This window comes from Pseudomonas cucumis, from assembly GCF_030687935.1.
Lineage (GTDB): Bacteria > Pseudomonadota > Gammaproteobacteria > Pseudomonadales > Pseudomonadaceae > Aquipseudomonas > Aquipseudomonas cucumis.
Genome location: NZ_CP117454.1, coordinates 3,551,190 through 3,577,735, shown reverse-complemented (window position 1 = coordinate 3,577,735; position 26,546 = coordinate 3,551,190). Strand labels below are relative to the sequence as shown.

At 58.9% G+C, this 26,546-nt stretch carries 26 protein-coding genes and 1 pseudogene; 7 read left to right on the top strand and 20 right to left on the bottom strand.

The window, feature by feature from the left end; translation table 11 throughout:
* Positions 1-84: 84 nt before the first annotated feature.
* Positions 85-1,062 (bottom strand): helix-turn-helix transcriptional regulator, encoded by a 978-nt coding sequence (locus tag PSH97_RS16140; protein WP_105341097.1) that lies wholly within the window; start codon positions 1,060-1,062, stop codon positions 85-87.
* Between the two features lie 265 nt (positions 1,063-1,327).
* Here PSH97_RS16140 and PSH97_RS16135 point away from each other — a divergent pair, with 265 nt between their 5' ends.
* The gene (locus PSH97_RS16135) at positions 1,328-2,233 is read left to right on the top strand and encodes a methyl-accepting chemotaxis protein (protein ID WP_305445784.1); all 906 of its coding nucleotides are present in this window, start codon (positions 1,328-1,330) and stop codon (positions 2,231-2,233) included.
* 40 nt (positions 2,234-2,273) lie between these two features.
* Here the strand turns inward: PSH97_RS16135 and PSH97_RS16130 are convergent, their stop codons facing one another.
* A complete protein-coding gene (locus PSH97_RS16130) occupies positions 2,274-3,602 on the bottom strand; it encodes an alginate export family protein (RefSeq protein WP_145314530.1) in 1,329 nt (442 codons plus the stop codon).
* A gap of 305 nt (positions 3,603-3,907) precedes the next feature.
* Here PSH97_RS16130 and PSH97_RS16125 point away from each other — a divergent pair, with 305 nt between their 5' ends.
* From PSH97_RS16125 to feaR, 3 genes are all read left to right on the top strand, one after another.
* On the top strand, positions 3,908-5,407 hold the full coding sequence (locus tag PSH97_RS16125) for an APC family permease (protein WP_105341093.1): 1,500 nt from the start codon (positions 3,908-3,910) through the stop codon (positions 5,405-5,407).
* Positions 5,388-5,972 carry a DUF3156 family protein gene (locus tag PSH97_RS16120; protein ID WP_105341092.1) on the top strand — a complete coding sequence of 195 codons (585 nt, stop codon included), beginning with the start codon at positions 5,388-5,390 and terminating at the stop codon, positions 5,970-5,972. Before PSH97_RS16125 ends, PSH97_RS16120 begins: the two co-directional genes overlap by 20 nt.
* Before the next feature lie 110 nt (positions 5,973-6,082).
* Positions 6,083-7,045: a transcriptional regulator FeaR gene (gene feaR / locus PSH97_RS16115; RefSeq protein WP_105341091.1), complete on the top strand. Its 963-nt coding sequence runs from the start codon at positions 6,083-6,085 to the stop codon at positions 7,043-7,045.
* Positions 7,046-7,110: 65 nt separating this feature from the next.
* Here feaR and PSH97_RS16110 read toward each other — a convergent pair whose 3' ends face one another.
* The 6 genes from PSH97_RS16110 to PSH97_RS16085 form a co-directional block, all read right to left on the bottom strand.
* Complete coding sequence (locus tag PSH97_RS16110) at positions 7,111-7,893, bottom strand: SDR family oxidoreductase (protein ID WP_105341090.1); 783 nt, start codon at positions 7,891-7,893, stop codon at positions 7,111-7,113.
* On the bottom strand, positions 7,886-8,686 hold the full coding sequence (locus PSH97_RS16105; RefSeq protein WP_305445783.1) for an SDR family NAD(P)-dependent oxidoreductase: 801 nt from the start codon (positions 8,684-8,686) through the stop codon (positions 7,886-7,888). The genes PSH97_RS16110 and PSH97_RS16105 overlap by 8 nt, the downstream gene beginning before the upstream one ends.
* Complete coding sequence (locus tag PSH97_RS16100) at positions 8,679-9,500, bottom strand: molybdenum cofactor biosynthesis F family protein (protein ID WP_305445782.1); 822 nt, start codon at positions 9,498-9,500, stop codon at positions 8,679-8,681. The genes PSH97_RS16105 and PSH97_RS16100 overlap by 8 nt, the downstream gene beginning before the upstream one ends.
* Before the next feature lie 85 nt (positions 9,501-9,585).
* Positions 9,586-10,245: a helix-turn-helix transcriptional regulator gene (locus tag PSH97_RS16095; protein WP_145314526.1), complete on the bottom strand. Its 660-nt coding sequence runs from the start codon at positions 10,243-10,245 to the stop codon at positions 9,586-9,588.
* Between the two features lie 54 nt (positions 10,246-10,299).
* Positions 10,300-10,665, bottom strand: coding sequence for a cupin domain-containing protein (locus PSH97_RS16090; protein WP_305445781.1), 366 nt, complete (start codon positions 10,663-10,665; stop codon positions 10,300-10,302).
* 52 nt (positions 10,666-10,717) lie between these two features.
* Positions 10,718-12,016 carry an NAD(P)/FAD-dependent oxidoreductase gene (locus PSH97_RS16085; protein ID WP_105341085.1) on the bottom strand — a complete coding sequence of 433 codons (1,299 nt, stop codon included), beginning with the start codon at positions 12,014-12,016 and terminating at the stop codon, positions 10,718-10,720.
* A gap of 233 nt (positions 12,017-12,249) precedes the next feature.
* Here PSH97_RS16085 and hpaR (PSH97_RS16080) point away from each other — a divergent pair, with 233 nt between their 5' ends.
* Positions 12,250-12,672, top strand: a complete 423-nt coding sequence (gene hpaR / locus PSH97_RS16080) for a homoprotocatechuate degradation operon regulator HpaR (protein ID WP_105341084.1) — start codon at positions 12,250-12,252, stop codon at positions 12,670-12,672.
* A 161-nt stretch (positions 12,673-12,833) separates the two neighbouring features.
* Here hpaR (PSH97_RS16080) and PSH97_RS16075 read toward each other — a convergent pair whose 3' ends face one another.
* The 9 genes from PSH97_RS16075 to PSH97_RS16035 all read right to left on the bottom strand — a co-directional run bounded on the left by PSH97_RS16075 (position 12,834) and on the right by PSH97_RS16035 (position 21,608).
* Positions 12,834-14,288 carry an NAD-dependent succinate-semialdehyde dehydrogenase gene (locus PSH97_RS16075; RefSeq protein WP_305445780.1) on the bottom strand — a complete coding sequence of 485 codons (1,455 nt, stop codon included), beginning with the start codon at positions 14,286-14,288 and terminating at the stop codon, positions 12,834-12,836.
* A gap of 17 nt (positions 14,289-14,305) precedes the next feature.
* Positions 14,306-15,106 (bottom strand): 4-hydroxy-2-oxoheptanedioate aldolase, encoded by an 801-nt coding sequence (gene hpaI / locus PSH97_RS16070; protein ID WP_145314521.1) that lies wholly within the window; start codon positions 15,104-15,106, stop codon positions 14,306-14,308.
* Positions 15,107-15,124: 18 nt separating this feature from the next.
* Positions 15,125-15,928, bottom strand: a complete 804-nt coding sequence (hpaH, locus tag PSH97_RS16065; RefSeq protein WP_305445779.1) for a 2-oxo-hept-4-ene-1,7-dioate hydratase — start codon at positions 15,926-15,928, stop codon at positions 15,125-15,127.
* 12 nt (positions 15,929-15,940) lie between these two features.
* Positions 15,941-17,245, bottom strand: coding sequence for an MFS transporter (locus PSH97_RS16060; protein WP_305445778.1), 1,305 nt, complete (start codon positions 17,243-17,245; stop codon positions 15,941-15,943).
* 50 nt (positions 17,246-17,295) lie between these two features.
* Complete coding sequence (locus PSH97_RS16055; protein WP_105341079.1) at positions 17,296-17,688, bottom strand: tautomerase family protein; 393 nt, start codon at positions 17,686-17,688, stop codon at positions 17,296-17,298.
* 49 nt (positions 17,689-17,737) lie between these two features.
* Complete coding sequence (gene hpaD / locus PSH97_RS16050; RefSeq protein ID WP_145314519.1) at positions 17,738-18,595, bottom strand: 3,4-dihydroxyphenylacetate 2,3-dioxygenase; 858 nt, start codon at positions 18,593-18,595, stop codon at positions 17,738-17,740.
* 108 nt (positions 18,596-18,703) lie between these two features.
* Complete coding sequence (hpaE, locus tag PSH97_RS16045; protein WP_305445777.1) at positions 18,704-20,164, bottom strand: 5-carboxymethyl-2-hydroxymuconate semialdehyde dehydrogenase; 1,461 nt, start codon at positions 20,162-20,164, stop codon at positions 18,704-18,706.
* Positions 20,165-20,169: 5 nt separating this feature from the next.
* Complete coding sequence (locus tag PSH97_RS16040; RefSeq protein ID WP_105341076.1) at positions 20,170-20,940, bottom strand: fumarylacetoacetate hydrolase family protein; 771 nt, start codon at positions 20,938-20,940, stop codon at positions 20,170-20,172.
* Positions 20,941-20,951: 11 nt separating this feature from the next.
* Positions 20,952-21,608, bottom strand: a complete 657-nt coding sequence (locus PSH97_RS16035; protein ID WP_305445776.1) for a fumarylacetoacetate hydrolase family protein — start codon at positions 21,606-21,608, stop codon at positions 20,952-20,954.
* A gap of 189 nt (positions 21,609-21,797) precedes the next feature.
* Between PSH97_RS16035 and hpaA the strand changes: the two genes are divergently transcribed.
* Positions 21,798-22,700, top strand: coding sequence for a 4-hydroxyphenylacetate catabolism regulatory protein HpaA (hpaA, locus tag PSH97_RS16030; protein WP_305445775.1), 903 nt, complete (start codon positions 21,798-21,800; stop codon positions 22,698-22,700).
* Positions 22,701-22,815: 115 nt separating this feature from the next.
* Here the strand turns inward: hpaA and PSH97_RS16025 are convergent.
* Positions 22,816-23,313 (bottom strand): annotated as a pseudogene (locus PSH97_RS16025) (OprD family outer membrane porin); the annotation flags it as partial.
* A 314-nt stretch (positions 23,314-23,627) separates the two neighbouring features.
* Here PSH97_RS16025 and hpaR (PSH97_RS16020) point away from each other — a divergent pair.
* Entirely contained in the window at positions 23,628-24,050 is a 423-nt protein-coding gene (gene hpaR, locus PSH97_RS16020; RefSeq protein WP_105341072.1) for a homoprotocatechuate degradation operon regulator HpaR, read from the top strand.
* Between the two features lie 769 nt (positions 24,051-24,819).
* Here the strand turns inward: hpaR (PSH97_RS16020) and PSH97_RS16015 are convergent.
* A complete protein-coding gene (locus PSH97_RS16015; protein WP_305445774.1) occupies positions 24,820-25,206 on the bottom strand; it encodes a response regulator transcription factor in 387 nt (128 codons plus the stop codon).
* Positions 25,203-26,195 (bottom strand): response regulator, encoded by a 993-nt coding sequence (locus PSH97_RS16010; RefSeq protein WP_305445773.1) that lies wholly within the window; start codon positions 26,193-26,195, stop codon positions 25,203-25,205. Before PSH97_RS16010 ends, PSH97_RS16015 begins: the two co-directional genes overlap by 4 nt.
* Positions 26,196-26,546 lie beyond the last annotated feature (351 nt).

Genomic DNA, 26,546 nt, shown 5'->3' with positions numbered 1-26,546 from the left:
ACGTGACATAGGGAAAAAAGGGCAAAAGTGTCCCGTGGCTGTCAAAAAGACAGCGAAAAAGTCAGCGCGAGTCAGCGGGGTAGATCAGTCAGGCGGGGCGTGCAGCAGATGGGCAATTCGGGCTTTGTCCTTGACCCCGAGTTTGCTGTAGATGGCGCGGATGTGGTGGCGCACGGTATTGGGTGACATGCCCAGATCGCGGGCGACTTCCTTGTAGGTCTTGCCTTCGCCGAAGCCCTGAGCCACATCGTTTTCTCGTGGACTCAATTGCATCAGCACAGTGCGGCTGCGGGCTGCCAGCAGGAACAGATCACCGACCGTCGAGGCCTCGATCTGCAGATGCTTGCCTTCATACCCATTAGCGTCCATTGCCACCGGCAGGCAAGGGCCAGTCCAGTCCGTCCACTCGCTCAGCAGCAAGTCGACGAAACCACGTTCCGCGCAGTGCAGTGTGCCGCGCTGGTCGCATACGGCGAGCGCCAGATTGCGCGGGCGGGTGAGGGTTTCGCGCATGGCCACAAGGGTGCGGATCTGGTTGGCCGATACCGCGGCAACCAGATGAAGCATGAGGTTGTTCAGCAACCGACAATCCTGATCGGAAAAGCGCGGTGCTTCGGGAGCGCGATACACCGTGAGGTGATCGCTGAGGTGGGTTTGTGGGTCGACGTACACAATGCACAGCAATTCGCCAATACCATAGGATTCGCCGAGCCAGTTGAGTCCGGGACCGTTGGAAGGGTCGCGCATGTCGACGATGACCGCTTGCCCGGGGATGTCGTGGACCCTGCCGACGGTCACGTCGATATGGCGAATCGATTGCCAGTCCGGCAGGTAGCTGCGGGGCAATTTGTAGAGATAGGAGTTGTGTTCTTCAGGCAACCCCTCAATCAGCGCCGCACGCCCCCACCAGGCACTGTCGAAGGGTAACAACTGGTTGATGCAGCCCAGCGCGGCGTGGTGGAAGTGCTCGATGTCTTTGTCCTGTGCCAGGCGCTGAAGCTCCAGTGTCATCGCACTGAACGCCTCCAGGAGGCTGGCGTGACCATGATCATGACGGCTCATTCGTATGTACCTCTGTGCGACATTTTTATTGTTTTCGTCACGAAGTCATTAAGGACCGGAACGTCATTTGGACGTGGGCAGGGCCTGAGGACGAGTATCGGCGGGTTGAGAGAGTATCGCTATCCTACAGATGCACGATGGCTGCTACAGGAAGGCCTTTTGTGTGTGGCAGACAGGAGCAAACGCCTCAGCAGCCACGTACAAGCAATCACCTCCCGTTTGCTATCAGATCCAGTGTCTCGATCGATGAACAAAGGACAGGCTGATGTTCTTCAAGAAACATAAACAGCAGCAGGCGCTCACTGAGGCCTTGCAACTGGAACGGTTCACACAAGAAAAAAACCAAATCGTGCAACGTCTGCGGGTCGCCGAGGAGCTGTCCAAGGGCCAGGCCTGCCAATTGGAGCGCAGCGAGCAAGCGCTTGAAACGCTTCGCCAACAGCTGAAACAGGCTCTGAGCCGCGAGCAGGCGCTTGAAGTCGAGTTAAGCCAGCATGTGCAGCTGTCCCGCCAACATCGGCAGGAGGGGCAGATCTGGGAACTGTTGCAGTCGACGCTGACCGAGGGCTGCTGGGACATCACCGTGGTCAACGGCAATGTTCAAGACCCTGCCAGCTGCATGCGTTTCTCCAATCAGTTTCGCCTCCTGATGGGTTATGCCTCCCATGAGTTGCCCGACGGCTGGGATGCTCAGGTCGGCATCACCCACCCGGATGATCTGCCGAAAATCATGGCGATCTTCGACCGGGAAATTCTCGGACCCCACGGCAGTGGCGAATACGTCTTTGAATACCGGATGCGCCATAAGACCCGCGACTACATCTGGTGCCGCGAGCGTGGTCGTGCGGTACGTGATGAGCACGCAAAGCTTTGTCGCGTGATCGGCGCGGTACGCGACATCAGCGATGAGCGTTCGGCCAAGGCGACCCATCATCAAATGCTCGAGCAGAATCAGGCGACCTATGGCCAGATCGCAACGGTGGTGGGGGTTATCAAAGGCATTGCCGACCAGACCAACCTGCTGGCCCTGAATGCCGCCATTGAAGCGGCGAGGGCGGGAGAGGTCGGGCGCGGTTTTTCAGTGGTGGCCGATGAAGTGCGCAAACTCGCGGAAAATACCCGCCAGGCCACACATCAGATTCAGACGATGTTGCATCAGCACAAACAGTAAGCCTGCTCAGGAGCTGCCCCCCGGCAGCTCCTGAAGAACATCAGAAGGGGATGGCCACGGTCAGCTGACTGTAGACGTTGGTGCCATTGCCACCGACCTGATTACCGCCGTTGCTTTCATCCTTTTCCGGCTTATACAGGCCCACCAGCGGGGTGACGATCAGGTGCTCGTTCACCGCCCATTCGGCATACAGGTCAAGTTCACGACCATCGAGGTCCAGCGCATTGTTCTTGTGCAGGGTCTTGTAGTCGAAAAACAGCACACCAACGGTCACTGGCTCCAGCGGTTTGACTTTGAGCGCCACATGCTGGATCGCGGTGTTGCTGTTGAACGGGCCCGAATAATTACCGGCCACTTCGCCCTGGAACCAGGTACCGTAGCCACGGTTGACACCGTTGAACATCGAATCCCAATCTTTGGAATAGCGGCTGTAACGGTACGTCAGGTCCGGCGACCATGGCAGGTCGGCAAAGGTGTAGCCGGCTTCGGTGTACCAGGCTTTTTCCGGGCCGGCGTCCTTGTCCTGCCAGGCATATTCGAAGGAAAAGTGAGCGTTCTCTATTCCGGCATTGCCAGCGCCCCGCAGGCTATAGATGTTCATGCCTTCACGTTGCTTCTGGAAGTCGCTGGCATAACGATCATCGACGTCGATGCCGTGAATATAGGTCAGCCCGAGGGTACCTGGCGCGGCGGTGTATTCCAGGGTGCTGGCGGCCATCTCGGTCTTGGCCTGAGCGCGGTTATCCGACTTGATCCACATCAGGCTGCCATGAACGCCTTCCTTGCCGCCCAAGCGCAGAACGGCGGTTTCGTCGAAGGCGTGGCGTGCCGCGAGATAATAGGCACCACCTCGGTTGAACTCACCGTCCGCTACACCTTTACCCAGGTTCAGGCCGTCGTCGTTGATGATAAAACCGTCACCGAGAGTAATGACCTGGCGCCCAAACGACACATCCACACCATCCTTGCCAAGTACCGGGAACAGGTCGCCGGAACGCCAACCGGCGAAGGCTTCATCAAACTTTGTGGTTCGTTCGGTGCCGTCGGTGATGCCCGCCGCATCGCCATCGCCCCAGGTGCCGGAACTGACCAGATTGGCCGTGCCATAGGCGCTGCCCAGGTCGCCGAGCGTTTGCTCGACACTCAAGCCATACTTGATAAATCCTTCGCGCCAGCTAGACCCGCCTGTGGTGCCGTCATAGTTCTTGCGACTGTTGAACATCCCATAGACGGCGAGGAAGTTGCCGGTGACCTTGGTGTCGTTATCGGCATACAGCTCGTAGGCCTGGGCCGACGAGTCGGCGATCAAGAGCGCGATACCCAGACCAACGGCCTTGGACAGCGATCGTGCTTTCAGTGTTTGCTCCATTGTTGTTTTCCCCAGCTTTTGTTGGACAGCTCGATAGGTCGAGTGCGCATTAGGGCGACTGGAGGCGGGGGAAGTCTTTCACCTGCGTGCCAGATAATTGATCCTGTCAGCCAAGCACCGGACCTTGGCAGGGAGCAACAAAACCGGCGGCAGGCATGGGCAAGACGATCAGGGCGGGAGGGGCGCAAAGTGGTTCTGCACAGGGCGCCGTTTCGATCAGGGACTGGCTGGGGAAGGCGTTATCGCCGGCTCCTTGAACGGCTCGATTCATACAATAGAAAAATCCGCTTTCGAGGATCTGCACTATGTCGATCAATGACAGGCTCACAGAGCATTTGAACCGGGGTACGGTCGGTTTTCCCACCGCACTTGCCAGCACCATCGGCCTGATCATGGCCAGTCCGGTGATACTCACCGCGACCATGGGGTTTGGCATTGGCGGCAGCGCTTTTGCGGTGGCCATGTTGATCGCCGTGGTAATGATGCTGGCCCAGGCGACGACCTTCGCTGAAGCTGCGTCGATTCTGCCGACCACCGGTTCGGTCTACGATTACATCAACTGCGGCATGGGCCGTTTCTTTGCAATCACCGGTACATTGTCAGCCTACCTGATTGTCCATGTGTTTGCCGGAACTGCGGAAACCATACTTTCGGGCGTCATGGCACTGGTGAACTTCGAGCATCTCAACACGCTGGCCGAATCGGTCGGTGGTTCGTGGTTGCTTGGGGTGGGGTTCGTCGTTGTGTTCGGGATCCTCAATATCTTCGGCGTCAGCGCGTTCGGTCGGGCCGAAATCATCCTGACCTTCGGCATGTGGACGACCCTGATGGTGTTCGGCGTGTTGGGGCTGATCGCGGCACCGGCTGTGCAACTGGATGGCTGGTTCGGTGAGTCGCTGGTGGGCACAGACTTGATCACCATTTTGTCGCTTGTGGGCATGGCCATGTTCATGTTCGTTGGTTGCGAGTTCGTCACACCCTTGGCGCCGGATCTGCGCCAATCGGCCAGGGTCATGCCCAAGGCGATGATTCTGGGTTTGCTCAGCGTGGCGACGTGCATGTTCATCTACGGTGCAGCGATGAAACGTCAGGTGGAAAACGTGTTACTGGATGCGGCCAGCGGTGTGCATCTGCTTGACACGCCCATGGCGATTCCAAAGTTCGCCGAGCAGGTAATGGGTGATATCGGTCCGATATGGCTGGGTATTGGCTTCCTGTTTGCCGGCGCGGCGACCATCAATACGTTGATGGCGGGAGTGCCGCGGATTCTTTACGGTATGGCGGTCGATGGGGCGTTGCCCAAGGTCTTCACTTACCTGCACCCACGCTTCAAGACGCCCCTACTGTGCATTGTGGTGGTGATGCTGATTCCTTGCCTGCATGCGCTGTATCTGGGCGGCAACGCCGACAACATCATGCCCCTGGTGCTGGCTGCCGTATGCGCCTGGAGTTTTGCTTATCTGCTGGTGACGCTGTCAGTGGTGATCCTGCGGATTCGTCGCCCCGATCTGCCACGGGCTTATCGCTCGCCGTTCTTTCCACTGCCGCAGATTGTCTCCAGCATCGGTATTCTGCTGGGCATGTGGTTTATCACGCCGCCCGGTATGAATCCGGCGGACATCTATATCCCTTTTGGCGTGATGCTCGGTTGCACGGCGGTGTATGCGCTGTTTTGGACGTTAGTCGTGCAGAAGGTCAATCCATTCAAGCCGGCGTTGGTGGAAGACGTGCTGGCCAAGGAGTTTTCCTATGAGCCTGGCAAGCATCACAACGATTATCTCGACCATGCTGCAAAAACTGTCTGAGCTGTTCAGTGCCAGTCGCGCCCCGGCCGGTTATCGGCCGGGTGTGACGCTTGAGCACCTGCGGCGCAACCTCGGCCTGGCCAGTTTCGAGCAGACAGAGCTGACAGTGGCCCGGGCTTCGCTGGACGATGGCAGCCTGCAATTGGAGATCGTCGAGCGCACCGAGTCGCAGCTGTTGATGCACCTGGTTATGACCGAATTCGTGCTGCGGGTGCCTGCTACAAGAGAGGGCATGGCGAGCTTTGAACTGCACCATACCGGGTCGGTTCGACGGACCGGAATCCGCTGTCGGCAACGTGCTGGAGACGCGGCACTGTTGGTCGGTTTGGAAGCCGGATTACTGGCGGACAGTATGCTGCAGCAAGCGCTGATGCCGCTGGATTTCAAACGCTTGCGCATCGATCTACAAGCGCGTCAATGGTGCGTGCGGCTGGAGCATATGGGCGGTAGCGAAGTGGTCAACCGGATGCCGGCCTTTCGTCGCTACATCGCCTTGAGCCGTGAGCAGCGCGACTGGCTGCTCGAGTCCTTGAGTGGTTTGCAGCGAGTGCTGCGCACGCTTTGAGTTTGGCATCATAAGTGCTTTCACATACGGCTATCAGTACTTGTTGCGCATATATAGATAACATGTTAACTATTGCGCTACAAAAACAAAAAGCCATTGTGGAGATACCCATGAGCATCCAACAGGTTGTGCAAGACGGGCTGGAAAACTGGACCCGGGATCTGCGAGCTGTTTGCGGTCACTTCGACACAGAACTGGCCTTCAACCGCGCGCTGTTCATCGGTGAGGTTTCCAAGTTCTCCCGAGGCGGTCTGCCGCTGGCCAACCTGCGCACCAATGCGGGCCTCATCAAGCGCCCCAAGACCAACCCCGACCACGATAACGACCAGCATTGTTTCCTGGTCAGCCAGCGCAGCGGCTACGCCCAGATCACCCAGAATGGCCGGAGCATCCAGCTGGCCCCCGGGGATATGCTACTGATGGATTCGACAGGGTCCATCGAAATCACCCCCTTTGGCCTGATCGAGCATGCCTCCCTGTCCTTGTCTCGCAATGAAGTGTGCAAGCAACTCGGCAGCCAGCTCGGGACCTTCGGCAAGATTTCCTCGAGCAAGGCCTGCGGGCGGATGCTGCACGTGTTGATGGATCAGCTATGCAAGGACAACCTGGAGGGCGAGTGTGCCGTGGGCGAGGGCGAGGCCTTGCAGTGTGCTTTTGCTTCGCTACTCGGCTCGGCATTCGAGCAGGATCATGATTCACGGGTCGACAGCGCCTCGTTGCAGGGCAATAACCTGCGCAGTTATGTGCAGAAAGTCATCGATGAATCCCTGACCCAGCCCGGCCTGAGCCCGGTGGGCCTGGCCAATCGACTGAACATTTCAGTGCGGCATTTGTACCGGTTGTTCGAGGAACAGGACGATAGCGTTTGTCGCTACATTCAACGGGCTCGGCTCAAACGCAGCGCCGATGACCTGACCAACCCTTTCCTGAGGACTGAATCGATTACCTCGATTGCCTACAAGTGGGGCTTCACCGATTCGGCGCATTTCAGCCGCTCGTTCAAGAAGCAATTCGAGCTATCACCCAAGGATTTTCGTTCCAGCCATTTGCAGCAGGCGGTGGGGGCGGCGTGAGTCTTTGACTGGATGTAAAAAGGGGGCTTTCCAAAGCCCCCTTTTTAGTATTGAAAAAAGCTGTATCAAACCTCTGGCAAGGTCGATCCCCCATCGACCACCAGCGTCTGCCCGGTAATGTAGCTCGCCAGATCCGACGCCAAAAACAGCATGGCTCCGGCGATATCGGCCGCAGTGCCCAATCGTCCCAAAGGCACACGGCTGGCGATATCGTCGTTGACCTGGTCGCCCCCCAGATTACCCATGGCAGGCGTCGCGATCATGCCGGGCTCAGCGCCATTGACCCGCACGTTGTATCCGGCCAGCTCCAGTGCGGCATTGCGAATGAAACCGTTAACCCCGGCCTTGGATGCCGCATAGTGGCTCAGTCCTGGATAGGCCACCCGCGGGCCGGTGACCGATGAAGTCACCAGCACGCAGCCCTGACCCTGACGACGGAACATCGGCAAGGCCGCCTGAGTCAGCCAGAATAGTGCCGAGAGATTGACGGCCAAGGTGCGGTCGAGAATGGACGGAGTGATCTCGGCGAAGGGAGTCAGTGGAAAATACCCAGCGTTGTGCACCAGGATATCCAGCCGACCCAAACGCTGCTCCAGGCCCTGAACCAGTTCGAACACCGCTGTGGACTCGGCCAGGTCGACGAACACGGCTTCGACCTGACACGCCCGCCCAGACAACTCGATGGCCAGCGCCTGAGCCTGGGGCAGTTGCAAGTCGGCGATCACCACGCGTGCACCGCGCAAGGCGAAGGCTTCGACAATCGCACGGCCAATACCCTGGGCACCGCCGGTCACCAGTACGGTTTTACCGCTGAAGTCCAGATCTTTGAAAGTGCAGCCTTCAGACATGAGGTTGCTCCATATGGGTATAGGCCAGGGTCGGCACATCGACGATGCTCGAACCGCCGTCGGCCACAAGGGTCGCGCCGGTGATGATCGAGGCCTCGCTGGACGCCAGGAAGCGACAGACCCTGGCGATTTCCTCGGCACTGGCCGGCCGGCGCAACGGCACGTCAGCGCAGACCCGGCCATAGGCTTGCTGCAGCGTCTCACCGTAAAAATCCATCAGCGGCTGCATCTCTTGATCGGCCATGGGCGTGCGGACCCAGCCCGGACAGACCGCATTCACTCGCACGCCGCGTGGGCCGTAATCCCTGGCCAGCGAGCGGTTGAGGCCGAGCAGGGCGTGCTTGGCTGTGGTGTAGCTACAGACTTCGGGGCCCGCCGCCAGTGAGGCAATGGAACCGATCAGCACGATGTTGCCGGCACTTTCCAGCAAGAGCGGCAGACAGGCCCGGGCACTGTAGAAGGCGCTGTCGAGATTACTGCGCAACGCGGCTTCCCAGGTTTGTGGGGTGGTTTGGGTTGCGCTGCCCAGACCATGACCGCCCGCACAGGCCAGCAGCACATCGAGCCGGCCGTAACGCTGACGAATCTGCGCCATGAAACCTTCCCAGGTGTCCGGACAGGCGGCATCGCCGACCAGGACCAGGCCACCGGTTTCCCGGGCAACCTGCTCCAGAGGTTCGCGGCGGCGGCCGACCAGAACCAGATTGGCGCCTTCGGTTGCGTACAGCCGAGCGCAGGCGGCACCGATGCCTGTCCCGGCTCCGGTGATTGCAACGATACGTGGCTCAGGCATCGGGATACTCCGTCTGGTTGAGAACCTGGCAGTAAGAGGCGACCGGAAAGTTCGACAGTTCATCGAAGGACGACCCGGCATAACCGAAGATCTTGCCGTCGCTGCGGTGCTGTTGCATGTCGATCAGCACCACACCGAGGGTCGGGATGATCTTCTCGCGCCAGACGAACAGGTACAGCTGATCAGCGATCTTGTAGTAGTGGCAGCGGTCGGTGTCGCACAGGCCTTGCTCGACGCCCTTGAGGCACTGCCAGGAATAGAATTGATCGTTGAGGTAGATGTGCTCGTAGACTTCGCTCGGGCTGTAGCGATACATATTGCGCAGGCCGGTCAGTTCGCTGGTCGGTGCGTGTGGGCACTGGCCTTCCTGCCATGGACGATCGAGGCTGCCATGCAGGAAATCCACCTCGACCGAGGTCAGGTTCTTGCCGGCCAGTGCGCGGCTGTAGAGGCCTTCGCGGGTTTGCTCCTGGCTCGGCATGCGGCCGATCACGGCGGTGAACGCAGCGCTGGCGGTGTCGAGCACCAGGCTCACCGACCAGGCTTGAGCGCCTTCTCGCTTGATGAAATCCACCAGATACAGACCGGGGCGCACCGAAGTTGCCCGATACGCTGCGGTGCCGTTGGAGTGACCGTCTGCAGCGGTCCAGGACACCGTTTCGGTGTCGAAACGATGTTCGATCTGCCAGCCATTGGCGAAGTTCAGCGTGAAGGTCTTGCCATTCAGGTCGGCCAGGTTCGGCAGGATAAAAGCTTCTGGGGCGAAGCCGTCGGCCAGGGCGCCAACGGTGATCCAGTCAGAGGGTTTGGTCATTGCAATGCTCCGGTTAAGTGAAGTAGCGACCTGAATCATGCCGCTCGGATTCTGGCTCGCCTATCAACCGGATGGTTGAACCGGTTTAGAGAAACAGCGTCCCCACCAACTCGGTACGACTGGCCACGCCAGTTTTGCGAAACAGGTTGATCAGGTGAGTCTTGATGGTCGGCAGACCGACGTTCAGTTCCCGGGCCAATTGCTTGTTGCTGGCGCCTTGGCGCAACAGCAACGCGATCTGCCGCTCCTTGGGCGTCAGGCCGATCAGCGGATCTTCGCAGAGCTGCATGTTCGCCACGGCCAGTTGCAGCAGAGACTGCAAGGCATTGAGCTGGACCAACTGGTCGGTGGTGAAGGCGCCTTGTTCGGCGGTGCGTAACAATGAGATGGCGGCCTGAGGCTGGCCGGCGCTATGGGCAAGGATTTCCACCACATCGACGACGCCATAGCGTTGCAGGAAATCCCGATAGCGCCGGCTGTCCCGCGTCGGCTGTCGGGCCATGGCCAGGCCTAGCGGCACTACGACCAGCCCGCTGGACAGGCAATTGCGCGGTTGCAGCGGGTCGAATTGACGGTAGTTGTCGAGATAGTCGCGATGCATCTCGCCGCTCATGCAATGCAGCTGGAAATCACGGGCTTGCAGGTGCCGGTCGACACAGTAGAACGCCGCCTGACTGGCAGGAACGAGTTGAGTGAAAGCCTGCAGGCAATGGCCAGCGACTTCCTGAGTAGGGATGGCGTTCATGGTAAGTAACCTTCGCCAAAAAGGCTGCCGGTGGGAGTCGGCAGCCGGGATCGATCAGGCAACAGCGAAATAATGCTTCACAAAGCTTTCACTGACAACTTCCCAGAGCACAGGCGTGCCCTTGGTCACGAACCAGCTGTCACCGGCCTTGTAGCGAGAACTCTGGCCGGTGGATTCGTCGGTCAGGACCACTTCACCGGTGACTACGGTGGCTTGTTCGGCGAACGGATAGACCATCCGGAACTTGCCCTGGGTGGTGCCGAAGTAAGCACTGCTGACCGGGTCGGTCGGCGCTCCGAAGGTCATTTTGCCGAAGGCCCGGACTTCGCCTTCGAGGATTTCCGAGCCAAGGTCGGCGACGGTGCCCCAGGCATCCAGTTCGGATAGCTGGATGTCTTGCTTGAGGGTAGTAAGGGTCATGGCAGTTGCTCCTGATGAGTAAAAAAGTTGAAAGGGAAGAACGCCTCGGCCGTCAGCGGCGCCCGTTCCAGTAACCCGAAAGCTGGTGCCAGGATTTGCCGGCGGTCAGCAACAAGGGGCGGAACGCATCTTTGCCAAGGATGGTCGGGCGGTGGATCGAGCTGACCAGGTCATAGCGCGCCGAACCTTCACTCATGCCCTCAGCCAGCACCTTGCAGATGATGTGGCTGGGTGTGACGCCGAAGCCCGAATAGCCTTGAACGAAGAAGGCGTTACTGCGACCGGGCAGGGTGCCGATCTGCGGGAACAGGTTCGGGCTGCAGGCCATCGGACCACCCCAGGCCAGGTCGATTTTCACGTCCTTGAGATAGGGGAAAATCTTCAGCATCAGGCGGCGATTCCAGGCCTTCAGGTCCAGGGGAATATGTTCGACCAAAGGGGTGGCGGCACCGAACAGCAGGCGGTTTTCGTTGGTGACACGGTAGTAGTCGATCACCGGGCGAATGTCGCTGTAGGCGCCGCGAATCGGGCTGATGCGGTTGATCAGCTCGTCCGACAGTGGCTCGGTCATCATCTGGAAGGCGTACGTGTTGATGGTCGAGCGGTGCAGTTCGGGTTCCAGTTTGTTGAGGAAGCTGTCGCAGGCCCACAGCAGTTTGCTGGCCTTGACCGAGCCGCGCCCCGTGCGCACGGTAATGCGCTCGCCATAGCTGACTTCCAGGGCCGGGCTGTTCTCGAAAATTCGCACGCCGTGACTGACCACTGCCTTGGCTTCACCGAGCAGCAGGTTCAGCGAATGGACGTGACCGCCGCCCATGTGCAACAGAGCACTGCTGTAGGCGTCGGAGCCAATGATTTGCTTGACGTCCGAACCGCCGAGAAAGCGGATCTCGTGTTTGGTGTTGATCGATTTGAAGTCTTTTTCCCAAGCGCGCAGGGTCTTTTCTTGGCGAGCGTTGAAACCCATGTAGCCGTAGCCGTGACAGAAGTCGGCATCGATGTCGTACTTGGCGATGCGATCTTTGATGATGTCCGCACCCAGGTCGCTGATCTCAAAGACCTGACGCAGACCGTCCTCACCCACGTCCTTCTTGATCTTCTCCAGGTCGTGACCGATGCCGGCCATGATCTGTCCACCATTACGCCCGGTGCCGCCAAAACCCAGGTAACGCGCCTCCAGCACGACGATATTGGTGATGCCTTTTTCGGCGAGCTCCAGTGCGGTATTGATGCCGGAGAAACCACCGCCAATGATCACAACGTCAGCTTCCACATCCTGTTCCAGCGTCGGGAAGCTGAGGTTGTATTTTTTGGTGGCCGTGTAATAGGTGGGCGTTTCGATATTGATCATGGCGCAGCCTGAAAAAGTGAAGAAAAACTCAACGCAGGGCCTTTAGGAAGCTCTGTACCGGATGACTTCTATTAAGAGCTCTGGCGGGGCGGATGTCTTGATTCTCTGTGCCGGGATTTTTGATTCAGCGCGCCAGAGCCTTCGGGAGCCAAACAAGTTATAGCGTTTTGTGAGTTGGACAGTGGTAGAGTTTCGTTAAACTATTAACTAAATCAACCGTGATTCTGACTTCCATGCATAAACCCCGGCAATCCCTGACCTTGACCCTATTGCAGGCCCGTGAAGCGGCCATGAGCTTTTTTCGTCCCTCGCTCAACCAGCACGGTTTGACTGAACAACAGTGGCGGGTTATCCGCATCCTCAGTCAGCACGACGAACTGGAAATCTACCAACTGGCGGAACTGGCTTGCATCCTCAAACCAAGCATGACCGGTGTGCTGGTGCGAATGGAGGCGGCCGGGATGGTCCATCGGCGCAAGGCCGAGCAAGATCAGCGGCGGGTGCTGGTGACTCTGGCCGAAAAGGGCGAGGCGTGCTTTGCGTCCATGAGCCAGTGCATGGAAGAGAACTACCAGCGGTTGCAGGCTCAGTTGGGAGAGGAGAAGTTGCAGACGTTGCTCGGGCTGCTCAATGAGCTGAAGACCATCAGGCGCTAGAGACAAAACACGGTGTCAGAAATAGCCGGGATCTAATGTGGGAGCTTGCTCGCGATGACGTCGGTACATTCAACATCACTGTCGACGGATCCACCGCTATCGCGAACAAGCCCACACACGAGATCCGCTGTGTTTTACATACCTGACGCAGGCCAACCGACTTATTTGATACTCAGGCACATGTACTTCTGCTCGATGTAATCATCGATCCCGTATTTCGAACCTTCACGGCCCAATCCTGACTGCTTGATCCCGCCAAACGGCGCCACTTCGGTGGAGATCAGCCCTTCGTTGACTCCGACCATGCCGTACTCCAGCGCTTCGCTGACGCGCCAGGCGCGGCCCAGGTCGCGAGTGTAGACATAGGACGTCAGACCGAACTCGGTGTCGTTGGCCATGGCGATTGCCTCGGATTCGGTGTCGAAACGGAACAGCGGTGCCAGCGGGCCGAAGGTCTCATCCCGGGCCACCAGCATGGCCGGGGTGACGTCGCCGAGCACCGTGGGTTCGAAGAAGTTGCCGCCCAGCGCATGGGGTTTGCCGCCGGCCAGCAGCGTGGCGCCCTTGGCCAGCGCGTCGCTGATATGTTCCTCGACCTTGGCCACGGCCTTGGCGTTGATCAGCGGCCCTTGTTGCGCGCCTTCGGTCTCGGCCCGGGCGACCTTGAGGGCGTTGACCGCCAGTACCAGGCGGCGGGCAAACTCGTCATAGACACTGTTCTGCACCAGCAAGCGGTTGGTGCAGACACAGGTCTGGCCGCTGTTGCGGAATTTCGAGCCGATAGCACCTTCCACCGCGGCATCCAGGTCGGCGTCTTCGAAGACGATAAAGGGCGCGTTGCCGCCCAGTTCCAGGCTGACTTTCTTGATGGTTTGCGCACATTGGGCCATCAGCAATTTGCCGATACCGGTGGAGCCTGTGAACGAGAGTTTCTGCACCGCCGGGTTACCCGTCAGCTCGGCACCGATTTCCCGTGAGCGGGTGCCGGTGACCACATTCAGCACCCCGGCCGGAATGCCGGCGCGTTCGCCGAGTTCAGCCAGGGCCAGGGCCGACAGTGGGGTTTCCGACGCCGGTTTGAGCACCACGGTACAGCCAGCGGCCAGCGCCGGACCGACCTTGCGGGTGATCATTGCATTGGGGAAATTCCATGGCGTGATGGCCGCCACCACCCCGATGGCCTGTTTGATCACCACCAGCCGCCGGCCTTGTTTGTCGTGAGGAATTACATCGCCGTAGACCCGTTTGGCCTCTTCGGCGAACCACTCGATAAAGCTCCCGCCATAAGCCACTTCGCCGCGACTCTCGGCCAGTGGCTTGCCTTGTTCCCAACTGAGCAGGCGGGCCAGGTCTTCCTGATTGGCCATGATCAGCTCGAACCATGTGCGCAATACATTGCTGCGCTCCTTGGCGGTCTTACCACGCCAGGCGGGCAGGGCCGCCTGGGCCGCAGCGATGGCGCGGGTGGTTTCGGCCTGGCCGAGGGAGCTGACTTGGGCGATGGTTTCGCCATCCGCCGGGTTGGTCACCGCGAAACGTGTGCCGTCATCGGCTTCGATCCATTGGCCATTGACATAAGCCTGTTCGCGCAGCAGTTGCAAATCATCAAGTTTCATCGGACTTCTCGAAAAAATCAGTACACGCCGCCGGAGCTGGTGGGCACCGGGGCATCTTTGAATTTGCCAGCGAGGGATTGCAGGCCGCGCATCAGCACCGTGGTGTCGACACCGACTGCAACAAACGCTGCGCCCAGCTCGATATAGCGCCGGGCAAGTGTCTCGTCAGCACTGAGAATGCCTGCGGCCTTGCCAGCTTTCTGAATTCGCACAATGGCGTCCTCGATGGCCGCCTGCACCTCAGGATGGCCCGGATTGCCGCGATGGCCCATGGATGCGCTTAAATCTGCCGGCCCGATAAAGACCCCGTCGACACCTTCTGTAGATGCGATGGCATCCAGGTTGGCCAGGCCTTCGCGGTTCTCGATCTGCACCAGCAGGCACATCTGCGCATCGGCCTGATCGAGGTAGCCGGGAATGCTGTTCCAGCGCGAAGCACGGGCCAGCGCACTGCCAACACCGCGTATACCCTGGGGCGGGTAGTGAATCGCGCGCACCAGTTCTCGTGCCTGCTCAGCACTTTCGACCATCGGGACCAGCAGGGTCTGGGCGCCGATATCCAGCACCTGTTTGATCAGCGTGGTATCGCCGATCACCGGGCGGATGATCGCCTGGCTTGGGTAGGGTGCGACGGCTTGCAACTGGCTGAGCATGCCGCGCAGGTCATTGGGCGCATGTTCGCCGTCGATCAGTAGCCAATCGAAACCGGCATTCGCCGCCAGCTCGGCGCAATAGGCATCGGCCAGACCGAGCCAGAGGCCGATCTGTGCTTCGCCGCTTTTCAGGCGTTGCTTGAAGCGGTTGATGGGCATTTCCATAGAACGGTTCTCCAGGGATCAGACGAAGCGGCAGGAGATGGAACCCAGCATGTCGTAATCGACATGGAAGGTATCGCCGGGGTTGGCCGTCACAGGACGGGTGAAGGAGCCTCCGAGAATGATCTGCCCCGCTTCCAGGGTGACGTCGTATGCGGCCAGCTTGTTCGCAAGCCAGGCCACGCCCTTCGCCGGGTGGTTAAGCACCGCTGCGGAAACCCCAGACTCCTCGATCACGCCGTTGCGGTACAACACCGCCGGCACCTTGCGCAGGTCGATCTCGGTTGGCCGCACCGCACGACCTCCCATGACCACGCCAGCGTTGGCAGCGTTGTCGGAAATGGTGTCGAAGACCTTGCGCGTCGCTTTGGTTTGCGGGTCGATTTGCTGAATGCGGGCGTCGATGATCTCAAGCGCCGGGATCACCCACTCTGTGGCGTCGAGCACGTCGAAGATCGTGCAGTTCGGACCTTTGAGCGGCTTGCCAAGAATGAACGCCAGCTCCACTTCTACGCGCGGCACGATAAAGCGTTCGAAAGGAATGTCCGTGCCTTCCTCGAAGAGCATGTCATCGAGCAGGGCACCAAAATCCGGCTCGGTGATGTTCGAGGACACTTGCATGGCCCGCGAGGTCAGACCGATCTTGTGCCCGACCAGCTTGCGCCCGTCCTTGATTTTTTGTGCAACCCAGGCGCGCTGGATGGCATAGGCGTCCTCGATCGTGAAAGCCGGGTGGTCGAGGGAAAATTGCCGGATCTGCTCCCTGGAGCGTTCGGCCCGGTCCAGTTGTGTGGCGGCTTGCAGGATTTGCTGTTGATCGAGCATGACAAAGATCTCTTACTGTGGGTTGACGATGGCCGCGTGGGTACGAAGGACCAGAAAGCCTCCAAGGGCGATAAACAGTGCAAGGACATACAGGGCCAGGCTGGCACTCTGAGTCGTGTCGCGCATCCAGCCGATCAGGTAAGGGGCGAGAAACGATGCGATGCTGCCAAATGAACTGATCATCGCGATGCCAGCGGCCTGGGTGCCGTTGGAGAGAAAGGCTGGCGGCAGTTGCCAGAACATCGGCAACGCGGCGCTGGCGCCCATGCCTGCAATGGTCAAGCCGCCCATCACCAACAACGGGTTACCCGGTGCCAGTCCCGCCAAGGCAATACCGGCGGCGGCCATCAGCAGCGGCACACACAAGTGCCAACGGCGTTCACGGTTACGGTCCGATGAGCGTCCACAACCGATCATGAAGAAGCAGCCGGCCAGATAGGGCACAGCACTGAGCAGGCCGACCTGGCTGTCGCGGCCGATGCCGGCGCCGTGAATCAGGGTCGGCATCCAGAACGCCAGGGTATTGACCGCTAGCATCACCGCGAAATAAATCGCCACCAGCAGCCAGACCTGCGGGTCGCGCACAATGCCGCCGAAGGAGGTGATGGATTTACGTTGTTCTTCGCTGTTCAATTGCGCGCGCAGTTGTTGTTTCTGCGCGGGGTTGAGCCACTTCACGACTTCGAAGTTATCCGGAAGGCACTTGAGAACCACCAGACCCAGCAGGACCACTGGCGCACCTTCGATCAGGAACATCCACTGCCAGCCGCGCAGACCACCGAAGTCATGGAGGTTTTCGAGAATCGCACCGGACAGCGGTCCGCCGATCACCCCGGCCATCGGCACGGCGATGGCGAACAGCGCGGTGACTTGAGCCCGGCGCCGGGCCGGGTACCAGCGGTTGAGAAACACCAGGATCCCGGGAAAGAAACCGGCTTCGGCCACCCCCAGCAGAAAGCGCAGGACATAGAAACCGCTGGAGCTTTCGACCCACAACATGCTGGTGGAAAGCACACCCCAGACCACCATCAGACTGGCGATCCAGCGCCGTGGCCCGACCCGGTCCAGGGCCATGTTGCTCGGTACGCCGAACAGCGCGTAGGCAATGAAGAACAGTCCGGCTCCGAAACCGTAGACCGTATCGCTGAAGTGCAGATCGGTACTCATCTGCATCTTGGCGAAGCCGATGTTGATCCGGTCCAGATGGGCGAACAGGTAACAGATCAACAGCAATGGCATCAGGCGCCAGGTAACGGTGCTGTGGGTTCGATCGTGCTCGGCAAGGGTGATGCTGTCAGCGGTATTGGCTGTGCTCATGATGTTGTACTTTTTGTTTGAGTGGCCGTTGGCGGAAGGAGGGGCGTGAATCAGCCCGCCTGGTTCTTCAAGAAGGCATGTACGTTGTTCTGCTTGAAATTGAGTTCGGGGTGCAGTTCGATCATCTCGAACGACAGCGCCAGCAAGCGTTGCGACTGCAGCTCGGCGAAGTGCTCGGTGATCACCTTGAACAGCGTTTCGGCGACTGTCTGCCGGGTCGGCAGATCCCGTCCGTGACCGACCTTGAGGGTCATATGGACGAAGGCGTAATCGTGCTTGCCGTCGGCCATGCGCCAGGTGTCCAGACGTACACCACGACTGCGGATGCCGCCCAGGGGAAATACGCCGCTGTCTCCCAGGATGGCGTGAACCTTTTCGAACAGCGCGGGCAAGTCCGCCTGCTGCTCGATGTTGTCGGTGTATTCGGCGATGAAATGCGGCATGTGCGTCTCCCTGGCCGCGAGCAACCTGCAGGCTGCCCGCGAGCGAGTGTCAGAGGGGGAAAATGGCGTTGATCTGGCCGGTGCCGGAACTGCCGAACGGCGAAGTGATGATCTCGGCAGGTTTGTTGTATTCAGGCCCGCCCAGCAGTCCGAGGAGCATCGCGGTGTCGTGCATCTTGCCTTCGCCGAAGCAATGCTCGGCGTAGTCCGGGAGCATCGCGCAAAACTCCTTGAAGCGGCCTTGCTTCCACATCTCGACCACGTGCAGGTCCATCTGCTTGTCGAATTCGCGGGTCCAGTTATGGATGTTGGCTTCGGCTTCGCGGTCGTCGGAGAAACGGTGGGACAGCGAACCCGAGGCCAGTACCAGCACCTTGCGGTCGCTCTTTTCGATGGCTCGACGCACTGCTGCGCCAAAGGCAAAGCTGTCTTCCAGACGGTGCCAGGCACACCAGGCTGCTATGGAAATCACGTTGAACTTCTGCTCGTCGGGGACGCCCATGTGCATGTAGCGCATCGGCACCAGCGTGCCGTATTCCAGTTCCAGGCTCGGGATGTTGTGAGCCATAGTGCGCACGCCGGCCAGATTGGCTTCGGCCGCGATCAGCTCGCCCAGTTCCGGGCAGCCTGGGTACTCGTATTCCATGTTCTTGATGAAGTGCGGCAGTTCGTTGCTGGTGTAGATGCCCTTGAAATGCTCGCCGGAGTTGACGTGATAGCCGCTGTTGACCAGCCAGTGCACGTCAAACACCACGGCGGTATCGGCACCCAGCTCGCGGGCTCGACGTCCGATTTCCTTGTGTCCGGCAATCGCCGCTTCGCGACACCCGTGATGCTTGCCGGGCAGTTCCGACAGGTACATTGAAGGTACGTGGCAGATCTTCGCGGCCAGGACGACTTCGCCCATGATAATTCTCCTGAAGTTGTTGTTGTTTGACTCAGTCAGGTGGAGGTCGACTTCTGCGATGGGCCGATGCGCGACCCATCACAGCCTTCGACAACCCTTACCGGCGGTCTAGATGCCCCAACGCGGAATGTGATGACTGCCCATAGAGATACAAACGTTCTTGATTTCGGCGAACACTTCGAAGCTGTACTGGCCGCCTTCACGACCGGTGCCGGAGCCTTTCACACCGCCGAACGGCTGACGCAAATCGCGCACGTTCTGGCTGTTGATGAAGACCATGCCGGCTTCGATACCATAGGCCAGACGATGCGCTTTGCCGATGTCCTGGGTCCAGATGTAAGACGCCAGGCCGTACTCGGTATCGTTGGCCAGTTGCAGGGCTTCGGCTTCGTCCTTGAACGGGATCAGGCATACCACCGGGCCGAAGATTTCTTCCTGGGCGATGCGCATTTTGTTATTCACATCAGCGAACACCGTCGGCTGAATGAACTGCCCGCGACTCAAGTGTTCCGGCAGGTTGGCCGGACGCTCCAGACCACCGGCGAGGAGGGTGGCGCCTTCTTCGATCCCGATCTTGATGTAGCCGGTGACCTTGTCGTAATGGGCCTGGGTGATCATCGAGCCGACCTGGGTTTTCGGGTCCTGCGGGTCACCGACGATCAGACGTTTGGCGCGAGCGGCAAACTCGGCGACAAACTGTGGGTAGACGCTTTCCTGGATGAAAATCCGGCTGCCGGCGGTGCAGCGTTCACCGTTAAGCGAGAAGATGGTGAACAACGCAGCATCGAGGGCGCGCTCAAGATCCGCGTCTTCGAAGATCAGCACCGGCGACTTGCCGCCCAGTTCCATGGAGTACTTTTTCAGGCCGGCGGTCTGCATGATTTTCTTGCCGGTGGCGGTACCGCCAGTGAAGGAAATCGCACGTACATCCGGGTGGCGAACCAGCGCGTCACCGGCGGTGGCGCCGTAGCCCTGGATGACGTTGAGCACGCCCTTAGGAATGCCGGCTTCGACGGCCAGACGACCGAGTTCATTGGCCGTCAGCGGTGACAGCTCGGACATCTTCAATACTGCGGTGTTACCCAATGCCAGGCACGGAGCGGTCTTCCAGGTCGCCGTCATGAACGGCACGTTCCACGGTGATACCAGAGCGCAGACACCCACCGGCTGGTACAGGGTGTAGTTGAGCATCTGGTCGTCCACCGGGTAACTGTGACCGTCCATGCGAGTGCAGACTTCGGCGAAAAAATCGAAGTTGTGCGAAGCGCGTGGAATCAAAACGTTCTTGGTCTGATGGATCGGCAGGCCAGTGTCGAGGGTTTCCAGTTCGGCCAGATGCGGTACGTTCTGCTCGATCAGTTCGCCGAGCTTGCGCATCAGCTTTGCGCGCTCCTTGGCCGGGGTCGCTGCCCATTTCGGGAAGGCTTCCTTGGCGGCGGCCACTGCCTGAGACACTTCCTCGGCGCCGCCGCTGGCGACTTCACCAATGGGTTCGCCGGTAGCCGGGTTGTAATTGACGAAGGTGTCTTTGCTTTCGACCTCGCGGCCGTTGATCCAGTGTTTGATCATGTTGCTCAAGCCTCGTTACGGGCGGAGAAGAATTCCGCTTCGCTGACAATTCGATTGACCAGGCGACCCACGCCTTCCACTTCCACAATCACTTCATCACCTGGCACCACATCGGCCAGACCTTCCGGCGTGCCCGTTGCGATCATGTCGCCGGGTTGCAAGGTCATGAAGCTGGACAGGTATTCGATCAGGTAAGGGATGTCGAAAATCATGTCCTTGGTGCTGCCTTCCTGGCGCAGTTCACCATTGATCCAAGTGCGCAGCTTCAGGTTGCTCGGGTCAGGAACGTCGGCGACGTCGACGACCCACGGGCCGACGGGCGTCGTGGCATCACGGTTCTTCACCCGCAGGTTGGGCCGGTAATAATTTTCCAGGTAGTCACGGATCGCGTAGTCGTTGCACACCGTGTAGCCGGCCAGGTATTCCAGGGCATTTTCACGTTTGACGTTGCGTGCCGGCTTGCCGATGACGGCCACCAGTTCACACTCATAGTGCATATAGGCGACGTTATCCGGACGCCAGGTGGTTTGTTTGTGGCCGGTGTAGGTGCCGGGGGATTTGATGAATGCCAGCGGTTCGGTCGGTGGCTTGAAAGCCAGTTCGGCGGCATGGTCGGCATAGTTCAGGCCCAGGGCGAACATGCTGCCGGTGGCCGGTGGCAACCATTGCACCTGGTCTTCGGCCAGCAAGCGGCCGTCGGCCAGGCGCACGGCATTTTGCTCTTCGACATGGACGAGGTGGACTTCGCCTTCAAAGCGGATACGGGCGTGTTTCATGGAAGCTCCTGTTACTCGGCCACGATGTGGTTGACGAGGCGGCCAAGGCCGCTTATTTCGACTTCGACGGTGTCGCCGGGCAGGACATCGACACGGCCTTCAGGTGTGCCAGTAATCAACACATCGCCTTCGTGGAGGGTCATGAATTCGCTGATCTCGGCAATCAGCCGAGGGATATTGCGCACGAAGTTGGCGGTGGAGTTTTGCTGGCGCAATTCGCCGTTGACGAACAGTTTCAGGCTGAGCTGATGCGGGTTAGCGACCTGATCACGGGCCACCAGTTCCGGGCCCAGCGAGCAGAAGCCGTCGCGGCACTTGGCTTTAACCGCTGGACGGTAATAACTGTCCTCCGGCAGGCTGAACTCATTGACGATGGTGTAGCCGGCCACATGCTCCAGCGCATTTTCAACGCTGACCCGGCTGGCGCTTTTACCAATTACCACGCCGAGTGCAGGACCCGGTTGCAGGCGTTCACCTTGCGGATGAACCACGGCGCGGTCATGGCCATTGCGGGTATTGGGCGTCTTGATGAACAGCACCGGTTTGACCGGTGGTTTCTGGTAAGGCGCTTGTTCGAATTCAGCGATACGTTGGTTCAGCAACCCCTGATAGTTCAGCGCAACGCCGAACAGGGTGCCGTTCGCAACATCATGCAGGGCACGGCTCATGCTTTTCTCCTGGCAGTGGCGGGGCAGTGACTGCTCCGTGAAGTATTCGTTAACCTGTTAACGTTATAATTAATATGTTAACTATCGTCAAGCGTGGCAAAATCTTCCAGCAGTGGTTAGCCGCCGAAAACCGGCGCAGGATGAAAGCACTTGCTCGGCCAACACCCCAATAAGAAAGAGTATCCAGCGATGATCGATCGTCAGCCGATCCCCAATATCAATATCGGTCAGGTCTACGACCAGCGCTACAGCGATGCCGAAGTGCACTACGACAAACTCGGCAACCTGGCGGAGTTTTTCGGTCGCAACATGCCGGTGCATCGACACGACCGGTTCTTCCAGGTGCATTACGTGAAGAGCGGCGCGGTGCGGGTCTATCTGGATGACCAGCAATACCTCGAGTCGGGACCGATGTTTTTCCTCACGCCACCGACGGTGGCCCATTCCTTCGTCACCGAAGCGGACGCCGACGGGCACGTGCTGACGGTGCGCCAGCAACTGGTCTGGCAGTTGATCGATGCCGACCCCAGCCTGGCGCCCGGCGCGCAGTTGCCGGCGGCCTGCGTTGCGCTGGCGCGGCTGGCACCGCAATTCCACCCCGAGGTCCGCAGACTCGAATTTTTGTTCGAGGAGCTGTGCAGCGAGATCAACGAAGACGGTCCCGGACGAGGTTCGGCACTGGACAGCCTGACGCGCCTGATCATGATCAGCCTGCTCAGACTCTGCGCCAACTCCCTGGAAGCCCGCCCGGCACGCCAGGAAGACTTGCGGATTTTCCATCGCTTCAACGAGTTGATCGAAGACCATTACCTGCAGCACTGGCCACTGTCGCGCTATGCCGACGGCATTGGTGTTACCGAGGCACGGCTCAATGACGTCTGCCGACGCATTGCCGACTTGCCGTCGAAACGGCTGATCCTCGAACGACTGATGCAGGAAGCCAAGCGCCTGTTGCTGTTCACCGGCGGTTCGGCCAATGAGATTTGCTACCAGCTGGGCTTCAAGGACCCGGCCTATTTCAGTCGATTCTTCCAGCGTTATGCGCAGATGACACCAGGCGAGTATCGCCAGCGACAATCGGGTTTGCGGTGAGGTAGCCATGTTTGCTTCTCGATAGGCGTCGAGTGTCTGTTGAGCAATCATGGTCGCAGCCAGTGCCCTGAAAAATGGCTTTTACAGGGAACCGCTTGCACTTTTCATGGGCGGCTCACCACAAGGCCAGGCTGTAGCCGATGATGATCCGGTTTTCGTCTATATCGCTGATCAGGCCGTTGCTTGAACGCAGAGTGGCGTTGCGTAGCCGCACATTGACGCTCTTCAGCGGACCACTCTGCACCGTGTAAACCAGGTCGGTGTCACGCTCCCATTCCCGACCGTTACGCACGGTGGAGGTCTGCACATGGGAGCCGTCGACATAGCGAGTCATGAAGGTCAGCCCAGGCAGGCCCAGGGCCGCGAAGTTGTAGTCGTAACGCGCCTGCCAGGCGTCGGTCTCGGCCTTGGTGAAGACGTTGATGGTCACCAGGTTGACTGAATAAGGGTCCAGGCCCGGAAAGGCGAAGTCGCCATCACCGGAGAGGTTCTGGTACCCCAGACCGAATTTATGGGCACCCATCGACAGGCTTACCATGCCGTTGAAAAAACGGTTGTCGATCTTGCCGCCATCGACCCTGGATGGACTGCGCAATTCATGGCTGCCTTGTTCATGCTAAACGAGGCGCACAGGGCAGCGCTTGCCGCCGTGCGAAGGAGGCACGAATGCATGAGGGGTTTCCTTTTGTTGTTTTTGTAGGTATCACCCCCTATTCGGTAAGGGGTGGCATATTGTGAACATCTTATCGTTTATTTGTGTAGCGTGTTTTCCAGTTTTTTCAGTAAAACATTGGGGTAAAACGATTATTTTTTTATCTGAGATAGGTAATTTGTTTATAAATTAATGACCTGGTGTAGAGGGGATGTTGCATGCACTCTGTGCCGACTCTAAGCTTTGACGCTTCGACCTCTTTTTCCGCGTGAACCATGCCGACCCCCAGACCGTCCCTTACGCTCACCTTGTTGCAGGCCCGCGAAGCGGCCATGGCATTTTTCCGGCCGTTGCTCAATGAACATGATCTGACTGAGCAGCAGTGGCGGGTGATTCGTATCCTGCGCCAGCACGGCGAACTGGAAAGCCATCAGCTGGCTCATCTGGCATGCATCCTCAAGCCGAGCATGACCGGTGTTCTGTCCCGACTGGAGCGCGACGGTATCGTCCGTCGCAGGAAGTCGTCGGAAGATCAGCGCCGGGTGTTCGTCGCTCTCACCGAGCAGGGGCAGCAGTGTTTTGTCGACATGAGTGCGGGGATGGAAAGCAATTACCTGAAGATTCAGGAGCAGTTCGGTGAGGAGCAGCTTCAACAGTTGCTGGAACTGCTCAGTAAGCTGAAGAACATCAAGCCCTGACCGACCCAATATTTGACCGGCTTGCCGACCTCACGGGACGCTGATGATTTCGCGGCTGGCGACGTGACTTACGCGGGAGTTGATGCCGGCAGCCTGATGGTTGCTTCTGCGGCTGGATGTAGAAAGCACTCGGTAGCACGGTTTGGAGTTATGTTCTTCCCGTTCTTGACATCCCCTCCGAACAAGTCCAAAAATAAGTCCATTCCCACGGAGGGGATGTTTAAAAACCTTTAGATTTCAATGGGGCGGACGCTAGATGCGAGTCTCGTTTCCCGCTCCAAGCATTAAAAAATGGATCTCTGAAAAGAGGTCCATTTTTTTTCGTCCAAAGAAAAGTCTTTCTTGGACTTTTGCCGCGCGCCCCCTCTGAAAAAACTCAGATCCAGCCTCAATGGGCACATTTTCCAGTACATCAATCCGGTGCTCGGCAGATCGGTTTTCTCGTGACGTATGTGATGGCTCTCACCAATAACGCGGTCCGACACGCCAAACCCGGAGCCAAGGACTACACCCTCCCTGACTACAATCGCTGTTCATGGCCAGTTAAGCCGTTGGGCCAGGTCGGTGATCATGCCAGCACGCCTGTGCACGTGCGATAGAACGCAATCCCCGCATCTGGTTTGGGCCAAAAGTCGACAAGCGCTTCCCAAGGTCAATGCGTTGCTGGAGGCACTTGCCGCTGGTTTGGTGCCGTCTGGTAGCAAAATCCAATGACCACTTTTGGCCTCATAGACATCGCTTACAAACACAATCTGGTTGTCCCGATCAACTATCGCTCACATTGCAGCGCAAACTCGACGGCGCTCAGCAAAGCATCGCCGCTGAAGGGTTTACGCAAGCATTCGATGGGTTTATAGCGGCTGGATTCGGCCAGTGTGGCTTCATCCCAGTGTGCAGACATGCAAATCACTGGAAACTTTCTGCCCTTGAACGTCAGCGCGCGCATGACGTCCAGCCCCGACAGGCCGTTCATTTTCAAATCCAACAGCAGACACGCGACGTCATCGAAGTTTTCGAGGGTCAGGAACTCTTCGCCCGAGGCGAATACTCGAGAACGGTATCCGGCCGACCGAAGCAGGTTGGCCAGGCTTTTGCGCACGGACGCATCGTCGTCCACGATGCAGACGATGATGGCGCCGCCAGTGTTGAGAGTCATGAAGAACCCTGCATGCTAAACGGCGGCTCGGCGCTGATCAGGCCATACAGCTTGACCAGACTGACCAGCGAGCGCGTCTGCATCTTCTCCATGATGTGCTTGCGATGGACCTTGGCGGTGACTTCACTGGTGCCCAATCGGTTGGCGATGTGCTTGTTGGACAGACCCGCGACGATCAGCGGTAGCACTTCGCGTTCACGGGGGGTCAACAGGGTGGCCCTTTGACGGGCACTTTGAGTGCGTTGCCATTGCTCGAACGCTATCGCTGCACGCTGACGGGTGGTGCGCAGGATGTGCAGCAACTGGTCTTCGTTGAAAGGTTTGGTCAGGAACTCGACCGCCCCGGCTTTCATGGCCTGCACCGACATCGGGATGGTGCCGAAACCGGTCATGAAGATGACCGGCCACGGATGCCCGCGTTGTCCGAGCGCCGATTGCAATTCCAGGCCCGTCGCCTCGGGCAGGCTGACGTCAAGCAGCAGGCAAGCGGGGCCGATGTCGAGGTTAGCGCTGAGCAATTCTTCGGCCGAGGCGAATATCCGGTGCGCAATACCTTCGGCCCGCAGCAGTCGGCTGAGGGCTGTGCGCACGGACGCTTCATCGTCGACGATGAACACCGGCACGCTGTCCGGATCGATGGTCTGTTGATCCTCGGACACCAAGAGGTCCGGGACAACCGGATGGAACAGCGGCAGGGGTGGTTCACGTTCTTTCAATAATCGGTAACCTCGGCGCGGAACCGTCTGTATGAGCTCTTTTTCCCCGAGTAACTTGCGCAGCGAAGAAATCTGCACCTGCAGATTGTTTTCCTCGACGACGGTGTCGGGCCAAACCTGTGTAATCAATTCATTTTTGCTGACAATCCGGCCATCGGCCTGCATCAGTACCGAGAGGATTTCGAACGCCCGGCCCCCGACACGCAGTGGCCGTCCGTCAAGAAAGGCTTCGCGCCGTTCCAGGGAAATAGTGGCGTGGCCGAGTCGGATCATGCGTTCCTCTGCGCTGCGTTGACGGGTAGTGACGCCGCAGCGTCGATTCATCAGGGTTACACGCTAGGGGACGGCCTCGCATAATGCAATTATCCCGAGGGATAACGCGCCTTGGTTTCAGTGTGTAAAAATCATCGGCAGCGGGGCAGCAGGACGGCCATCATGGTGCCGATGACGGACAGGATAATCCGCACACAGCCACCGGGCCAGAGCCTTGCGTGTACTCTTGGGCTCAGCCCGAAACGAATCTTCAGCGGTGATTGTTCATGCCCAGCCGTCCTCTCTCAACATCCGGTTCCCGGAGTCTCGATGTCGTCCATGATGAAGCCTGGCTGTTGCGCTGCACCTTCG

Excerpts from the sequence above, each read along its gene's own strand:
- PSH97_RS16140 (WP_105341097.1), bottom strand. The coding sequence starts at position 1,062 with ATGAGCCGTCATGATCATGGTCACGCCAGCCTCCTGGAGGCGTTCAGT.
- PSH97_RS16135 (WP_305445784.1), top strand. The coding sequence starts at position 1,328 with ATGTTCTTCAAGAAACATAAACAGCAGCAGGCGCTCACTGAGGCCTTG.
- PSH97_RS16130 (WP_145314530.1), bottom strand. The coding sequence starts at position 3,602 with ATGGAGCAAACACTGAAAGCACGATCGCTGTCCAAGGCCGTTGGTCTG.
- PSH97_RS16125 (WP_105341093.1), top strand. The coding sequence starts at position 3,908 with ATGTCGATCAATGACAGGCTCACAGAGCATTTGAACCGGGGTACGGTC.
- PSH97_RS16120 (WP_105341092.1), top strand. The coding sequence starts at position 5,388 with ATGCTGCAAAAACTGTCTGAGCTGTTCAGTGCCAGTCGCGCCCCGGCC.
- feaR (WP_105341091.1), top strand. The coding sequence starts at position 6,083 with ATGAGCATCCAACAGGTTGTGCAAGACGGGCTGGAAAACTGGACCCGG.
- PSH97_RS16110 (WP_105341090.1), bottom strand. The coding sequence starts at position 7,893 with ATGTCTGAAGGCTGCACTTTCAAAGATCTGGACTTCAGCGGTAAAACC.
- PSH97_RS16105 (WP_305445783.1), bottom strand. The coding sequence starts at position 8,686 with ATGCCTGAGCCACGTATCGTTGCAATCACCGGAGCCGGGACAGGCATC.
- PSH97_RS16100 (WP_305445782.1), bottom strand. The coding sequence starts at position 9,500 with ATGACCAAACCCTCTGACTGGATCACCGTTGGCGCCCTGGCCGACGGC.
- PSH97_RS16095 (WP_145314526.1), bottom strand. The coding sequence starts at position 10,245 with ATGAACGCCATCCCTACTCAGGAAGTCGCTGGCCATTGCCTGCAGGCT.
- PSH97_RS16090 (WP_305445781.1), bottom strand. The coding sequence starts at position 10,665 with ATGACCCTTACTACCCTCAAGCAAGACATCCAGCTATCCGAACTGGAT.
- PSH97_RS16085 (WP_105341085.1), bottom strand. The coding sequence starts at position 12,016 with ATGATCAATATCGAAACGCCCACCTATTACACGGCCACCAAAAAATAC.
- hpaR (WP_105341084.1), top strand. The coding sequence starts at position 12,250 with ATGCATAAACCCCGGCAATCCCTGACCTTGACCCTATTGCAGGCCCGT.
- PSH97_RS16075 (WP_305445780.1), bottom strand. The coding sequence starts at position 14,288 with ATGAAACTTGATGATTTGCAACTGCTGCGCGAACAGGCTTATGTCAAT.
- hpaI (WP_145314521.1), bottom strand. The coding sequence starts at position 15,106 with ATGGAAATGCCCATCAACCGCTTCAAGCAACGCCTGAAAAGCGGCGAA.
- hpaH (WP_305445779.1), bottom strand. The coding sequence starts at position 15,928 with ATGCTCGATCAACAGCAAATCCTGCAAGCCGCCACACAACTGGACCGG.
- PSH97_RS16060 (WP_305445778.1), bottom strand. The coding sequence starts at position 17,245 with ATGAGCACAGCCAATACCGCTGACAGCATCACCCTTGCCGAGCACGAT.
- PSH97_RS16055 (WP_105341079.1), bottom strand. The coding sequence starts at position 17,688 with ATGCCGCATTTCATCGCCGAATACACCGACAACATCGAGCAGCAGGCG.
- hpaD (WP_145314519.1), bottom strand. The coding sequence starts at position 18,595 with ATGGGCGAAGTCGTCCTGGCCGCGAAGATCTGCCACGTACCTTCAATG.
- hpaE (WP_305445777.1), bottom strand. The coding sequence starts at position 20,164 with ATGATCAAACACTGGATCAACGGCCGCGAGGTCGAAAGCAAAGACACC.
- PSH97_RS16040 (WP_105341076.1), bottom strand. The coding sequence starts at position 20,940 with ATGAAACACGCCCGTATCCGCTTTGAAGGCGAAGTCCACCTCGTCCAT.
- PSH97_RS16035 (WP_305445776.1), bottom strand. The coding sequence starts at position 21,608 with ATGAGCCGTGCCCTGCATGATGTTGCGAACGGCACCCTGTTCGGCGTT.
- hpaA (WP_305445775.1), top strand. The coding sequence starts at position 21,798 with ATGATCGATCGTCAGCCGATCCCCAATATCAATATCGGTCAGGTCTAC.
- hpaR (WP_105341072.1), top strand. The coding sequence starts at position 23,628 with ATGCCGACCCCCAGACCGTCCCTTACGCTCACCTTGTTGCAGGCCCGC.
- PSH97_RS16015 (WP_305445774.1), bottom strand. The coding sequence starts at position 25,206 with ATGACTCTCAACACTGGCGGCGCCATCATCGTCTGCATCGTGGACGAC.
- PSH97_RS16010 (WP_305445773.1), bottom strand. The coding sequence starts at position 26,195 with ATGATCCGACTCGGCCACGCCACTATTTCCCTGGAACGGCGCGAAGCC.